Here is a 14,276-nt window from a genome sequence, read left to right as displayed (position 1 = left end):
CCGTTCTGTCATTGCTTGCCTTTCGTTGATCTTGCGGCGCCTCGCGTCGGGTATCCCCGGGGACGTTCCGCGCGGGCCTCGACGCGAGGTCGCCCGCGGTCCGTCAGGTCACTCGCGGCCCTTGCCGACGAGCACCGCGGTGTTGGTGTTGTTGGCGAGGTTCGGGTCCGGCGTGGAGCTGCTGACCGTCGCCGTGTTGGAGATCGGCCGCAGGATCTCGGTGGCGGCGCCGCCGCCGTTGCCCTTGATCTTGGCCTTGATGACGAACTGCGCGGTCGCGCCGGCGGCCAGGGTCTCCAGGTTGCAGGTGACCGTGTGGGTCGCCGCCGTGTACGTGCACTCCGGCGAGGTGAACAGGACCTGCAGGTTCTGCGCGGTGAGCGGCAGCTGGTCGGTCACCACGACGTCCTGGGCGTCCGACGGGCCGCCCAGGCCGCAGTTGCGCTGGTCGCCCCGGGCGTCGCCCTCGCAGCCCTCGTCGTTGTGCACGGTCAGCGTGAAGACCGCGGTCTGCTCCCGCTTGTCCTTCTTGTCGCCCTCCGCGGCCTCCTCGCTGTACGCGAACGCCACCGCGGTCTTGTCGATCCACAGGTCGGCCGACGTGTCCACGACGGTCGTCGCGGTGGCGGTGTTGTTGTCGGGGTCGGTGTCGGTCGTCTCCGAGGCGACGACGACGGTGTTGAGCAGCTCCGTGCCGTCGGCCACCGACGGGTCGACCCGGACGGTGAGGGTGACCGACTCGGACGCGCCCGCCGCGACCGTGCCCAGGGCGCAGAGCACGGTGCCCGGCGCGGTCTCGTCGCAGACGTCGTCGCTGTCGTCGGCGACGAAGGTGGTGCCCTCCGGCAGGGTGTCGGTGAGCGTGACCAGCTGCGCGTCCGACGGCCCACCGTTGGTGGCGGTGATGGTGTAGGTCAGGTTGTTGCCGGCGAGCACCGGGTCCGGCGCGTCCAGCTTGGTGACCGTCAGCTCCGCCGCGCTCTCGACCGTGGTGAAGACGGTCGCCTGGTTGTCGCTGTTGTCCGGGGTGGCGGTCTCGCTGGACACCACGGCGCCGTTGGACAGGACTGTGCCGTCCGCCAGGTCCGCGTCGAGGGTGCCGTTGATGGTGACCGTCACGACCGGGTCGGCGGGGGCGATGTTGCCGAGGCCGCAGACCAGGTCACGGCCGGGCGGCTGGTTGTTGGCGCAGGTGCCCTGGGTGGTGGTCACCGACTCGACGGTGACCCCCGCCGGGATGGTGTCACGCAGGGTGACGGCGCGCGCGGTGGACGGGCCCTCGTTGTCCACGGTCAGCACGTACTGGATCGGGCCGCCCGCCACGGCTGTCTCCGGGCCCGTCTTGGTCAGGACCAGGTCGGCGGAGCCGACGAAGTCGACCCGGCCGGTGGCCTTGTTGTTGCCGGTGTCCGGGTCGGGGGTGGCGCTGCGTACCGTGGCCACGTCGTTGATCTGGGTGTCCTCGTCGGCGTCCACGGTGACCCGGACGCGGCTGCGGCCGCCGGCCGCGATGTCGCCCAGGGTGCAGACGATGGTGGCGGTCTCGACGTCGGCGAGCTCCGACGGTGCGCACGCGATGCCGTCGCCGGTCGGGTCGACCACGACCGAGTCGACGTCGAACGGGTCGGCGGCGGTCAGGTAGTCGGTCAGCTCGACGTCCGCCGCGTCGGACGGACCGAGGTTGTCCACGATGATGTCGCAGTACCCGGTGCCGCCCGCGGTGGCGGGCTCGTCGGGCTTGCACAGCTTGGTGACCGACAGGTCGGCCGAGGCCTGGACCGCCGTGGTGATCTCGACGGTGTTGTTGGCCAGGTTCGGGTCCGCCACGTCACCGTTCAGGGTGACGGTCGCCCGGTTGACGATCAGGCCCGGCTCCTGGTCCGCCGGGACCCTCGCCTGGATCACGACCGGGAAGGACTGGCCCACCGGCAGGTCCGCCAGCTCACAGGTGACGGTGGAGACCGCGGTGGGCTCGTCGGTCGTCACCGAGCAGGAGCCCGACGGCGGGTAGGTGGCCACCACGACCAGGCCCGCAGGCAGCGTGTCGACCACCGTCAGCGACGCGGCCGGCTCCGTGCCGAGGGTGTTGGAGACGGTGAGGGTGTAGGTCAGCAGCTGGCCCGCGGTGACCGGGTCGGGGTCGTCCTCCTTGAAGATGCTGAGGTCGGGCTGCAGGGCTTGGGCGCGTACGGCGGCCATGGCCGCTGCGGACGGTTTCGGTGCCGCGGCCGCCCACTGCGGTGCGGCGCCCACCGCGAGCGCGCTGGTGACCGCCAGCACGCCGTGCGCGGCGAGAAGACGTCTGGACAAACTGTGCCCCCTGTCTGGTGATCGGGGTCGATTCCCCCATAGATCAACGCACCAGGGTTACGGTTGGTGATTGGATCGTTACTAAATGTTTATCGGCGCGCGTCCGGGCCCTCGGCGGTAGGACCCGGTCGGCAACTGCCGCCGCGCCGGCGTCCGGCCCAGGCTGGACGGATGTCCCTGCCCCTGCACCGGCTCACGGTGCCGCAGTCGCTGCCGGTGCCGTTCGCCGTCGACACGTTCGACGCGCTCGGCCCGCTGTCGCACGCGCCGTTCCCGCACCGGCACACCTTCTACGAGATCGCGCTCGTCCGCGCGGGCAGCGGCACGCACGTGGTGGACCTCGCGGCGTACCCGCTGCGGCCGCCGCAGCTGGCGGTCGTCCTGCCCGGACGGACGCACCACTGGCAGGACGCGACCGGACTGGACGGCCGGCTCGTCCTGTTCGGCGAGGAGTTCCTGGCCGGCTGCCCGCGCGTGCGGGAACTGCTGCACCTGCTGGGGCGTCGCCCCTGCGTCACCCTGGACCGCGCGGTCGCCGACGAGGCCGCCGGCCTCGTCGCGCACATGCGCCGGGAGTACGCCGATCCGGCGGCGGGCTCGCTCGGGGTGCTGCAGGCGTACCTGCACATCCTGCTGGCGAAGGCGGCCCGGCTGACCGGCCCGGCGGCGCCCGCCCCGGTCGGCGGGCAGCGGGCGGAGCTCGCCGCGCGCTTCGCGGACCTGGTCTCCGGACCCGGCAGCGGCCGTCGCGCGGTCGGCGCGTACGCGGCCGAGCTGGGCGTCTCGCCCGGCTACCTGGGCGAGGCGGTGCGCAAGGCCACCGGCCGCTCGCCCGGCGAGCTGATCCGGCAGGCGTGCGCGGTGGAGGCGATGCGCCTGCTCGCGGGCACCCGGTTGAGCGTGGTCCAGGTCGCCCGCGAGCTGGGTTTCGCCGACACGGCGTACTTCTGCCGGTTCTTCCGCCGGCAGACCGGGTTCACGGCGAGCGCGTTCCGCCGGGCCGCGCGGCACGACGGGGATGCGGAAAGCACCACGATCACCGGATCATGTCCATCGAATTCGGACGATGCTGCTGGCTACGGTGGCGGTCGACGACGGCATCCCCACGAAGGAGATCCCTCATGACCGGCGACGAACCCCGCACTCCGGGTGTCACGCGCAAGACCCTGCTCCGCGCGGCGATGGCGGTGCCGGCGGCGCCGCTGCTGTTCGCGGCCGTCCCCGCGCTGGCGCGGACCCCGTCCGGGCAGCCGCTGACGGCCACCCCGCAGTCCTGTGACGACGACGACCTCACCCCGCCGCAGATGGAGGGCCCGTACTTCAAGCCGGGCTCGCCGCTGCGGACCGCGATGCTCGACGGCGCGGGCACCCGGCTGACCGTCACCGGCTACGTGGTCGGGCTGGCCTGCCAGCCGATCGCGGGCGCGCTGCTGGACTTCTGGCAGGCCGACAGCGCCGGGGCGTACGACAACGTGGGCAACCGGTTCCGCGGCCACCAGTTCACCGACGCGCAGGGACGGTTCACCCTGTCGACGATCGTCCCCGGGCTCTATCCGGGCCGGACCCGGCACCTCCACGTCAAGGTGCAGGCGCCCGGCCGCCCGATCCTGACCACGCAGCTGTACTTCCCGAACGAACCGCGCAACAGCACCGACGCCCTGTACGACCCGGCCCTGCTGATGAACGTCCAGCAGGTCGGCTCGGCCCGGCAGGCCACGTTCGACTTCGTGCTGAACGTGCCGGGCACGCCGCCCTCGCCCTCCCCGACTCCGACGGCGTCGCCGAGCCCGACCCCGCCCGGTGGCGGCGGCACCTGGCAGCCCTACGTGTCGTACGCCGCCGGCGCGCAGGTCACCTACGGCGGGGCCGGGTACGCCTGCCAGATCGCGCACACCTCGCTGCCGGGATGGGAGCCGCCGAACACCCCGGCCCTGTGGCGGCGCCGCTGACCGGGACGGCCGCGTCGCGGGTGCCCGCCGCTCCGGGCGCCCGCGACGCACCTGCGCTGCCCGAGGTCACCGCAGATGCCGGGCGAGCACCTCGACGTGGCTGTGCGGGATCTCCTTCACCGCGGTGAGCAGGGTGACCGGCCCCTGGCGGACCGCCGCGCGCAGGCCGTGCAGTGCCTGCTGGGCGGCCGGTGCCGCGAGCTCGGCCTCGTAGCGCGTGACGAACTCCGCGTGCCGCTCGTCGGGCGCCTCGTGATACCACCGGCGCAGCTCGCTCGAGGGAGTGAGGTCCTTGGGCCAGTCGTCGACCTTCGCCTGCTCCTTGGCCAGGCCGCGCGGCCAGAGCCGGTCCACGAGCACCCGGCGGCCGTCGTCGGGCGACGGTTCGTCGTACACCCGCCGCATCCGCAGGTTCGGCGACGCCGCGGCACGCTGAGGCATTCTCCCATCATCCGGCAGGCGCCCTGCGCGCCGCCATGACACGCCAGGGCTGGTCGGACCGGGCGGCCCTGACCACCGCCGTAGTTCAGCGCCCGCCGGCGTCGGCCTCGCCCAGGCCGAGATAGCCCGCGACGCCGGCGATCTCGAACACGCGCCGCACCCACGGCTGCACGTTGACGCAGCGCATGGCCACGCCGCGCCCGGTGGCGTACTGCTGGGCGCGGACGAGGCCGCGGATGCCCATCGAGTCCAGGAAGGCGGTCTGCGACAGATCGACCTCGACGGCGCGGCATCCGGTGTCGTCGACCGCCGCCCGCAGCCACGTGTCCAGGGCGTCCGAGGACGCCATGTCGATGTCACCGAAGATGCGGACGACGCACGCGTCGCCCCGGACGGTCACCGTGTGCGTCACTCGCATGGCAGCTCAACACCCCTGGCCTGGCTTACCCCGCCAGGCCGGGGGCTATGCGCGATCAGGTCACCCCGGCCGCGCGGGCCGCCGGGAACGCCCGGCCGTGGGCCGTGTGGTCCACGACCTGCACCCGGGAGCCGGACGGATCACGCTTCGCCTGGTACATGGCCACGTCGGCCTCGCGCATGAGGGCGTCGAAGTCCTCCTCGCAGCCGATCGCCACACCGATGCTGGCCCCGGCCGGCACCTGGTGGCCGTCGAGCAGCACCGGCTCGGCCAGCGCGTCGAGGATGCGCCGCGCCGTCGCGACGGCGCCCTCCTTCGTCGTCTGCCCCAGCAGCACCACGAACTCGTCGCCGCCGAGGCGGGCCACCACGTCGGTCGGCCGCACGCTGCCGCGCAGCCGGTCGGCGACGGTGGTGAGCAGCCGGTCGCCGGCCTGGTGGCCCAGCGCGTCGTTGACCGCCTTGAAGTCGTCCAGATCCAGCATGAGCACGGCCTCGTACCGCCCCGGCAGCCGGGGCTCGTGCCGCAGCCGCTGGGCCTGCTCGTTGAGCAGGACGCGGTTGGGCAGCCCGGTGAGCGGGTCGTGCGTGGCCTGGTGGCGCAGCCGGTCCTGCAGCACCCTGGCCTCGGTCATGTCCCGGACGTTGATGATGATGCCGCCCACACTGGGATCATCCAGGCGGTTCGTGGCCAGGGCCTCCAGCCAGCGGGCGTCGCCGTCGGCGTGGCGCACCCGCAGCGGCTGCCGCACGTCGGTCCCCCGGTTCGCGGTCACCTCCTCGAACAGGCGGCGCGCGGCCGGCATGTCCTCCGGTCGCAGCACCTCGTCCACCGGCCGGCCGACCGCCTCCTGCGGGTCCACGCCGAGCAGGTCGCGCAGGGCGGGGCTGGCGTAGCGCACCGTGCCCTCGGCGTCCACCAGCAGCGTCAGGTCCGAGGCGTGCTGCACCAGCGAGCGGAACCGCTCCTCGTGCCGCCGCAGGTCCCGCAGGCTGTCCTTGAGCCGGCGCAGCAGCGCGGCGTTGTCGGTGAACGCGAGGTTCTGCCGCAGCATCACCAGCACCGAGACGAGCACCGCCCCCAGCAGCACACCCCAGCCACGCATGGTGAGCCCCTCGACCGCCAGGTCGACGACGAGCAGCACCTGGGTGACGACCATGGCGATGTAGGGCATGCGGCTGTACGCCGGGCGCGCGCGGACGGTCACGCCGCTGGGCCGGGTCCGCATCTGCAGGTACTGCACCCGCGCGGCGACGCACAGCAGGATGGCGCACGTGAACTGGCCGCTCTCGATCAGCAGCTCCTCACCCGGCGCCACGCTGAGCATGTTGAACAGCGACCAGGCGCCGATCACCACCGCCGTACCGAGCAGCAGGCCCGCCACCATCGTGAACGGCGCCGACCCGCTCAGCACCAGCTTGACCGCGCCGCACACGGCGGTGAGCACCAGCACGCAGGCCAGCACGTTGACCGCCAGCTGCGCGGTGCTCTCCGGCACGGCGCCGCCGGGCAGGCACAGATACCAGGCCAGCAGGGCGAACGCGGCCATCACCGTGGCCACGTCGAGCCGGAGCCGGGTGCGGGCCGGGCCGGTCACCTTGAGTGGGTAGCCGATCATCACCCAGCCGGCGACGGCCACCCCGACCGCGGTCACCCCGGTCGCCCCGACCGCCAGGTCCGCCGGCGGTGGCGCCCCGGGCCCGCCGCCGAGCCGCAGCAGGCCCGCGACGGTGAACAGCAGGCCGCTCAGGGCCAGGCCGCGCCAGACCACCCGCGCCGTCCGGGCGACCCCGTCCCGGCGCGCGACGCGCAGGCACAGGCCGGCGAAGGCCAGCCAGACCACCGGCTCGGCGACGTCGATCACCGCTGCGGGCACGGCCGGGAGCAGGATCGCGGCCAGCCCCACCAGGGCGACCGCGACGAGGACGGTGAGCACCGGATCGGGTCGGCGACCCCCCTGCTTCACCTCTTACACGGTACGCGGCGGGGCCCGGCGGGCATCGGATCATCGCAGACATGGCCGGGCCGAGCGGGAGTGCCCGTCCCCGGACTTGTCGAACGGTATCGATCTGCGCGATACTCGCCGTACCACTGAAGGTGACGGGTAGGCGCGCCGTCGCTTCCCCCGGCGATGCTGCCGGGCGGGACACGAGACGGCGCCTTGGCACCCAGGGTCGATCGACACTGCCGCCTATCCCACCGAAGGACTCCCCATCGTGAGACGCTCCCCTCGCCTCGCCCTGCTCGCCGTGCCGCTGGTCGCCGCCGGCGTGCTGCTGGTGCCGCAGCCCGCGGCGGCCATCGTCACGTTCACCACGACCGCCGTGAACTCCAACGGCGCCAACTGCGCCGCGCTGCCGGGCGGCAACACCACCAATGCCGTGCAGCTGACCCAGCAGGGCTGCAACGGCGCCAACTACCAGCAGTTCACCTTCAACCCGGTGTCGGGCACCACCGACACCTACACCATCGCGATGCCAGCGTCGGGCAAGTGCGTCGACGTCAACGGCGCCTCCACGGCCGACAACGCCACGATCATCCAGTGGCCCTGCCACAGCAACCCGAACCAGCGCTGGCGGCTGGTCCCGGTCGGCAGCGACAAGACCTTCAACGTCGTCTCGGTCGGCTCCGGCAAGTGCGTGGTGCCCGCAGGTGGGTCGTCAGCAGCCAACACGGGCCTGGTCCAGCTGCCCTGCAGCACCGCGACCAGCCGCGTCTGGCGGCTGGCCGGGTACGTCAGCGACAGCACCACGGTCACCGTGACCAACCCGGGCAACCGCTCCACCGTGCGCAACACCGCTACCAGCCTGGCCCTGCAGGCGTCCGGCGGCACCGGCGCCTACACCTGGTCGGCGACCGGGCTACCGGCCGGGCTGGGCATCAACGCCTCGACCGGCGTCATCAGCGGCACGCCGACGACGGCCGCGACGTACACGGTCACCGCCACGGCGACCAGCAACGGCGTCAGCGGCAGCGCCACCTTCACCTGGACCGTCACCACCGGGTCGGCGAACACGTTCACCAACCCGCTCAAGGCACAGGGCCCGGACCCGTGGCTGACCTATTACAACGGGTACTACTACCTCGCCACGACCACGTGGAACCGCACCATCACCATGCGCCGGGCCACCACGCTGCGCGGCCTGTCCACCGCGACCGACCAGGTGATCTTCAACCTGACCAACCCCAACGGCGCGGGCACCATGTGGGCGCCGGAGTTCTTCCTGCTCAACGGCCCCAACGGGCTGCGGTGGTACTTCTACTACACCGCCGGGCAGGAGCCGTACAACCTCGGTACGCAGCGCATCCACGTGCTGGAGAGCGCCGGGACGGACCCCATGGGCCCGTACACGTTCAAGGCCTCGATGCTCGACCCGACCGCGAACAACACCTGGGAGCTGGACCCGAGCATCCTGCAGCTCAACGGCAACCTGTACCTGCTGGGCACGTTCTACAACGGCTCGCAGCCGCTGTTCATCCGCCCGCTGAGCAACCCGTGGACGGCCAGCGGCACCCGCCGCACCCTGGTCACCCCGACCTACAGCTGGGAGACGGTCGGCGGGGCAGTCGCCGAGGGCGGTGAGGTGATCCAGCGCAACGGCAGGACCTTCATCATCTACTCGGCCAGCCACTGCTCCACGCCGGACTACAAGCTGGGCATGATCACGTACAACGGCACCGGCGACCCGCTGCTGTCGTCGTCGTGGACGAAGTCGCCCAACCCGGTGTTCCAGCGCTCCAACACCAATGGCGTCTACGGCCCCGGCCACAACGGCTTCTTCAAGTCGCCCGACGGCACCGAGGACTGGATCGTCTACCACGCCAACAGCTCGGCGTCGGGCGGCTGCGACATGAACCGCTCCACCCGCGCGCAGAAGTTCACCTGGAACGCCGACGGCACGCCCAACTTCGGCACCCCGGTGGCGACCGGCGTCACCCTGACCGCCCCCTCCGGCGAACCGGCCTCCTGACCGGTGCGGCCTGCCGCCACCCTCACCGGTGGCGGCAGGCCGTCGCCAGGTCCGGACCGGATGGACGCGGAACCCGCCGTCAGGCGGGCATCTTGTAGGTCAGCAGGTCGATCGGATTGATCCGCGGCGGGGTCGCGAAGAGGTCCGCGCGCGCGTCCAGGCCCTGCCGCACCTTGCCGGCGAGGTGGAACTGCCGATCGTCCTCGTCGGCGAAGGTGTCGAAGATCCGGAATGAGGTCGGCCCGATCTGGCACGCGAACCAGGTCACCGTCCCGGGCTCGGCGTCGACCAGCGCCTTGGCCTCCTTGAGGAACGCGGCCACCTCGTCCTCGCGACCGGGCTTGGCCTCCATCTCGACGAGAAATCCCAACGTCAGCATCGCTGCGCACTCCCTCCGCCGGTGGCGAACCGGCACGAGCGGGACTCACCAGCCGAGGCGCGCGGCGCGACGACGCGACGCGGTCCGGACCGGCCCACGGGGCACTGCCCTCACGCAGCGTATGACGTGTCGCCCGGCGCCGATCGCCGATCGCGGCCATCCGCCGGGCCGCGCGGCTAGAGTCATCGGCATATGACGGTGTATCACCGGCTGCTGGGCCGGCACGCCCCGGCGCTGCGCCGCGCCGCCCTCGCGGTGTGTGTGGGACTGGCCGCAGGCGGGGGGCTGCTGGCGTTCGTCCCCTGGCGGCTCGCGCTGGTCGGCGGCTGGGACGCGACGGCGCTCACCTTCCTGGCCACGGTGTGGCCGTTCGTGCTCACCGCCGACCAGGAGTCGACGCGGCGGCTCGCCGCGCGCGACGACAACACCCGCAGCGCCGCCGCGCTGCTGCTCGTCGCCGCAAGCCTCGGCAGCATCCTGGCCGTGGCGGCGACCCTGCCCACCGCCGCCCATCAGCAGGGGTGGCAGAAGGCGGCGATGGTGGCGACCGCGGTGATCACGATCCTGCTGTCCTGGACCGTGGTCAACACGGTCTTCCTGCTGCGCTACGCCGACCTGCAGTACGCGCCGCCGGGCCGCGGCATCGACTTCAGCGAGTCCGGCGCCGACCAGCCCACCTACCTGGACTTCGCGTACGTCGCGTTCACCATCGGGATGACGTACCAGGTCTCCGACACGACCGTGCGCGACCCGCGCGTCCGGCGCACGGTCATCGTGCACGCGCTGCTGTCGTACCTGTTCGGCGTGGTCATCGTGGCCGGAGCCATCAACGTCATCGCGGGCCTCGTGCGGTGACGGACCCGCCCCTTCGTGTGAACTGGGTCACAGGACGTTTCGCCGCGTGCGATTGCGGGCAGACGACGCGCCGCACGGGAGGAGAACATATGGACAGGACGGACGTAGTACGACCACACGAGCGATCACCCTCGGATGCCGCGGAGCACCCCGCCGGAGCCGACCCGGCACCGACCCGGGAGGAGATAGCCAGGCTGCGCGAGCGGGCGGCCGGGCTCGTCGCCGAGCTGACGCGCCTGGCCGGACAGGTCACCCACCTGCAAGAGAAGATCAACTCAAGGCGCCGGACGCGGCGCGACCGCTCGGGCGAGCCGGGCGAGCGCGGCAGCGCCTCCGCCTGAGCGCGGCCCGCACGCGGCCGGTCACCGCACGCCGGGCGCGAAGACCGTCGCCCAGTCGTCCCGCATGCTCGCCACCGTCCAGCCGAGCCGCCGGGCCGCGTCCACGACCGGCTCGGGCTCGGAGAACGTCATCGCCTGCGGCACGTACGCGTACTCGCGGACGTCGTCGTCGTGGTCGATCACCAGCGCCATCGCCGGCCCGTCCCCCGCCAGCGCGTACTCGATCATGGCCCGGTCGCCCGGGGAGTTGGCCGCGACGAAGACCGGCCGCCGGCCGAGCTGGCGCTGCAGGTTCAGCACCTGGGTCGGACCCTCGTTCAGCTCGGGCATCGTCTCGCTGATCCGCACCAGCGCCGGACGCCCGCCGCGATCGTCGTAGCGGTACGCCGCCTGCGCGCCGACCACCCCTTCGGGCGGCACGCCGTAGAGTCCCGGGCTGATGGCGCGCAGGAACTCGATGCCCGACAGCGTCGACAGGAACACGGCGAAGCCGTGCGCGCGCAGGGCCTCGACGAGCTCCCGCATCGGCTGGTACACCAGATCGCCGAAGGGCACGCCCCAGACCGGATGCGCCGCGGTGTCCATGAAGGCCAGCACCCGCTCGGTGAACTCCTCGGGCGTCAGCCCCGCGACGAGGTCGTTGAGCACCAGCGCGATCCGGCGCAACCCGAAGTCGCTCAACGCGGCCGGGTCGCCCTCCATCAGCAGCCGGTAGTCCGCCCGCTCGGCCAGCGCCGGTTCCGCGGCCATCCGGGTGCGCATCTCGTGCAGGAAGAACGCGAACTGCATCTGCACCGGGCGCTCGCAGCACATCGTCCCGTCATGGTCGAGCACCGCCACCCGCCGCCGCTCCGGAAGCCGCTCGGCCTCGGCCAGGAAGCCCAGGATCGCGTCCCGGGCGGCACCCGGGCGCCAGGACGGCAGCAACGTCGGCATACACACTCCACAGTCGGCCTCTGACCCCGATCCTGCCTTGCCCGGGCAGGCCAGGGGGCATGATCGCCGAGCGGCCACGCAGGCCGGGCGCGGCGGCGCCACCGCCCGATCAGGTAGGACCAGACCGTTTTAGTCCGGTATCCAGTACATCGCCCCTTACGGGCTCCTAGCATGGAGGGGTCGGTCCGCCTTCGAACGCGAGGAGTGCGCCATGACCTCGGCTGCCGTGACATCCCTGCGCGAGCGGGTCACCGGACTCGTGGTGGCCGAGGGACACGACGACTACGACGAAGCGCGCCGTGTCTACAACTTCATGATCGACCGCCGGCCGTCCGCGGTCGTCCGCTGCGCGAACACCGACGACGTCCGCACCGTCGTCCGGTTCGCCGCCGAGCAGGGCGCCGACCTGGCGATCCGCGGCGGCGGGCACAGTGTCCCGGGCTTCGGCACCGCCGACGGCGCGATCGTGGCCGACCTGTCCGCGCTGAACCACATCGTGATCGACCCGGCGACCTCGACCGCGCGGGTCGGCGGCGGCGCGACCTGGGGCATGTTCAACGAGGCCGGCGCGCCGCACGGCCTGGCCACGACCGGCGGCATCATCTCCACCACCGGCGTCGGCGGCCTGACCCTCGGCGGCGGCATCGGCTACCTGGCCCGGCGCTACGGCCTGTCCTGCGACAACCTGATCTCCGCCCAGGTGGTGCTGGCCGACGGCACCCTGGTGACCGCCGACGAGACCGAGCACGCCGACCTGTTCTGGGCGCTGCGCGGCGGCGGCGGCAACTTCGGTGTGGTCACCGAGTTCGAGTTCCGGGTGCACCCGGTCGGCGACATCTTCGGCGGCCCGATGTTCTTCGAGGTCGACGACGCCGAGAAGATCCTGCGCTTCTTCCGCGAGTTCATCGCCGACGCGCCACGCGAGTACGGCGGGTTCCCCGCCTGGCAGATCGCGCCGCCGCTGCCGTTCGTGCCCGAGGACCGGGTGGGCGAGCCGTTCCTGGCGCTGGTGTCCTGCTGGCCCGGCGACATGGGCAAGGGCGAGCGGCTGCTGGAGCGCTTCCGGGAGGTCGCCGCGCCGGTCGCCCAGCACGTCGGGCCGATGCCGTACGCGGCGCTCAACTCCGCCTTCGACGGGCTGGTGCCGCGCGGGCTGCAGCACTACTGGAAGGCCGTGTACGTCAAGGACCTCACCGACGACGCGATCGACGCGCACCTGGAGTACGGCCCGCGCGTGCCGGTGGTGAACTCGACCATGCACCTCTACCCCATCAACGGCGCGTGCCACGACGTCGCGCCGGACGCGACCGCATTCGGCCACCGCGACGCGAACTTCGCCTGCGTCATCGCGGGCATGTGGCCAGACCCGGCCGACAACGCGCAGCACATCCAGTGGGTGCGCGACTACTACGCGGCCCTGGCGCCCCACTCCGAACAGGGCGGCTACACCAACTTCGCCTCCGACGACGACCAGCGGCGCGTCCGCGACAACTTCGGCGCCTCGTACGACACCCTGGCGGAGATCAAGCGGCGGTACGATCCCGGCAACCTGTTCCACTACAACCAGAACGTCCTGCCGGCGCCGCAGCAGTAGCCCGCACGGGCGAGCCGCCCGCCCCGGGCGGGCGAGAGGACGGCTCATGGCCCGGCTGCACCTGATCGGCAGCGCCCACGAGTACGGCGACGTGCACACCTACCGGTTCCGCGCGCAGCGGCCGCTGGAGTTCGCGCCGGGGCAGTACGGTCACCTGTTCTTCCCGCAGCTGCTGCGCCGGTTCACCAAGCCGGTGCGGGAGATCTCGTTCGCGTCCGCGCCGGGCGACGACGAGGTGTGGTTCACCCTGGACCACGGCTCCGGCTCGCCGTTCCAGCGGCACTTCCGGGCCTTGCAGCCGGGTGCGCCGCTGCTCGTGTTCGGCATCGGCGGGCACCTGGAGCTGCCCGAGGACCCGGCCCGGCCGCTGGTCCTGATCGGCGGCGGCATCGGGGTCACCCCGTTCCGGTCGATCCTGCGCCACCTGCAGCGGCACCGGCCGCAGACGCCGGTCGTGCTGGTGCATGCCGCGCGCGGCGACTACCTCTACGGCGCCGAGTTCGCGGCCCTGCCGATCGCGTACCACCGGATCGACCGGGCCGGGCTCGCCGACACCCTGCTCGGCCTCACCGACCTGGAACCCGCCCCGCAGTACATGGTCGCGGGCTCCGACGCCTTCGTCGACGGCGTGGTCGCGCAGCTGCGCGACACCGGCGTGCCCGCCGCCGCGATCCAGACCGACACCTTCAAGGGGCTGTCCGGCCACGCCACCCCGGCCTGACTCCCGCGCGGTGCGGGATGGTCCGGAAACTTCTCGCGCCCTGCTGTCCGGAACCGGGTCGGCCGTTCGTCACCATGGTGAGCACGCAACGATCAAGGAGCGGACACGATGAAGTACCTGATGCTGGTGTGCACCGACACCGAGCCGGACACCGACCGGGCCGACGAGCCCGACATCGACGTGTGGGTGCAGGAGAACGACACCGCCGGCCGGCGGCTGCTGGGCATGCAGCTGGCGCCGGCGTCGGCGGCCACCACGGTGCGGGTCGGCACGCGGTCGCCGTACTTGGCCTTGACCCGGCTAGCGTGGGTGGGCGCGTCGGGGACCTGCGGGTCGCGCTTGGCGGCCAGCTCCTTGCGCA

Annotated in this window: 13 protein-coding genes and 1 pseudogene; 7 read left to right on the top strand and 7 right to left on the bottom strand. The window is 72.4% G+C overall.

What is annotated here, in order from left to right; genetic code table 11:
* Nucleotides 1–108: 108 nt before the first annotated feature.
* The gene (locus AB0J67_RS33800; protein WP_363488560.1) at nucleotides 109–2,310 is read right to left on the bottom strand and encodes a hypothetical protein; all 2,202 of its coding nucleotides are present in this window, start codon (nucleotides 2,308–2,310) and stop codon (nucleotides 109–111) included.
* A 171-nt stretch (nucleotides 2,311–2,481) separates the two neighbouring features.
* Between AB0J67_RS33800 and AB0J67_RS33795 the strand changes: the two genes are divergently transcribed.
* Nucleotides 2,482–3,435 (top strand): helix-turn-helix domain-containing protein, encoded by a 954-nt coding sequence (locus tag AB0J67_RS33795; protein ID WP_363488559.1) that lies wholly within the window; start codon nucleotides 2,482–2,484, stop codon nucleotides 3,433–3,435.
* Complete coding sequence (locus AB0J67_RS33790) at nucleotides 3,432–4,259, top strand: carbohydrate-binding protein (RefSeq protein ID WP_363488557.1); 828 nt, start codon at nucleotides 3,432–3,434, stop codon at nucleotides 4,257–4,259. Before AB0J67_RS33795 ends, AB0J67_RS33790 begins: the two co-directional genes overlap by 4 nt.
* 66 nt (nucleotides 4,260–4,325) lie before the next feature.
* On the opposite strand, the gene AB0J67_RS33785 is transcribed toward AB0J67_RS33790, so the two are convergent.
* The 3 genes from AB0J67_RS33785 to AB0J67_RS33775 all read right to left on the bottom strand — a co-directional run bounded on the left by AB0J67_RS33785 (nucleotide 4,326) and on the right by AB0J67_RS33775 (nucleotide 7,084).
* Nucleotides 4,326–4,700, bottom strand: coding sequence for a DUF488 family protein (locus tag AB0J67_RS33785; RefSeq protein ID WP_363488555.1), 375 nt, complete (start codon nucleotides 4,698–4,700; stop codon nucleotides 4,326–4,328).
* 85 nt (nucleotides 4,701–4,785) lie between these two features.
* The gene (locus AB0J67_RS33780; RefSeq protein ID WP_363488553.1) at nucleotides 4,786–5,118 is read right to left on the bottom strand and encodes an STAS domain-containing protein; all 333 of its coding nucleotides are present in this window, start codon (nucleotides 5,116–5,118) and stop codon (nucleotides 4,786–4,788) included.
* Nucleotides 5,119–5,173: 55 nt separating this feature from the next.
* Entirely contained in the window at nucleotides 5,174–7,084 is a 1,911-nt protein-coding gene (locus AB0J67_RS33775; protein WP_363488551.1) for a diguanylate cyclase, read from the bottom strand.
* Nucleotides 7,085–7,334: 250 nt separating this feature from the next.
* Here AB0J67_RS33775 and AB0J67_RS33770 point away from each other — a divergent pair, with 250 nt between their 5' ends.
* A complete protein-coding gene (locus tag AB0J67_RS33770) occupies nucleotides 7,335–9,089 on the top strand; it encodes a family 43 glycosylhydrolase (protein WP_363488549.1) in 1,755 nt (584 codons plus the stop codon).
* A 79-nt stretch (nucleotides 9,090–9,168) separates the two neighbouring features.
* Here the strand turns inward: AB0J67_RS33770 and AB0J67_RS33765 are convergent, their stop codons facing one another.
* Complete coding sequence (locus AB0J67_RS33765; protein ID WP_363488547.1) at nucleotides 9,169–9,468, bottom strand: antibiotic biosynthesis monooxygenase; 300 nt, start codon at nucleotides 9,466–9,468, stop codon at nucleotides 9,169–9,171.
* Between the two features lie 192 nt (nucleotides 9,469–9,660).
* Here AB0J67_RS33765 and AB0J67_RS33760 point away from each other — a divergent pair, with 192 nt between their 5' ends.
* A complete protein-coding gene (locus AB0J67_RS33760; RefSeq protein WP_363488545.1) occupies nucleotides 9,661–10,323 on the top strand; it encodes a DUF1345 domain-containing protein in 663 nt (220 codons plus the stop codon).
* 89 nt (nucleotides 10,324–10,412) lie between these two features.
* Nucleotides 10,413–10,664 carry a hypothetical protein gene (locus AB0J67_RS33755; RefSeq protein WP_363488543.1) on the top strand — a complete coding sequence of 84 codons (252 nt, stop codon included), beginning with the start codon at nucleotides 10,413–10,415 and terminating at the stop codon, nucleotides 10,662–10,664.
* 21 nt (nucleotides 10,665–10,685) lie between these two features.
* Here AB0J67_RS33755 and AB0J67_RS33750 read toward each other — a convergent pair whose 3' ends face one another.
* Nucleotides 10,686–11,600 carry a hypothetical protein gene (locus AB0J67_RS33750; RefSeq protein WP_363488541.1) on the bottom strand — a complete coding sequence of 305 codons (915 nt, stop codon included), beginning with the start codon at nucleotides 11,598–11,600 and terminating at the stop codon, nucleotides 10,686–10,688.
* 211 nt (nucleotides 11,601–11,811) lie between these two features.
* Here AB0J67_RS33750 and AB0J67_RS33745 point away from each other — a divergent pair, with 211 nt between their 5' ends.
* Together AB0J67_RS33745 and AB0J67_RS33740 are read left to right on the top strand one after the other, a co-directional pair.
* On the top strand, nucleotides 11,812–13,194 hold the full coding sequence (locus AB0J67_RS33745; RefSeq protein WP_363488539.1) for an FAD-binding oxidoreductase: 1,383 nt from the start codon (nucleotides 11,812–11,814) through the stop codon (nucleotides 13,192–13,194).
* Nucleotides 13,195–13,240: 46 nt separating this feature from the next.
* Complete coding sequence (locus AB0J67_RS33740) at nucleotides 13,241–13,915, top strand: FAD-dependent oxidoreductase (RefSeq protein WP_363488537.1); 675 nt, start codon at nucleotides 13,241–13,243, stop codon at nucleotides 13,913–13,915.
* Between the two features lie 92 nt (nucleotides 13,916–14,007).
* Here AB0J67_RS33740 and AB0J67_RS33735 read toward each other — a convergent pair.
* Nucleotides 14,008–14,276 (bottom strand): annotated as a pseudogene (locus AB0J67_RS33735) (hypothetical protein); the annotation flags it as partial.

The organism is Catellatospora sp. NPDC049609 (assembly GCF_040675365.1).
GTDB lineage: Bacteria > Actinomycetota > Actinomycetes > Mycobacteriales > Micromonosporaceae > Catellatospora.
This window is presented reverse-complemented; position numbering and strand designations above follow the sequence as displayed.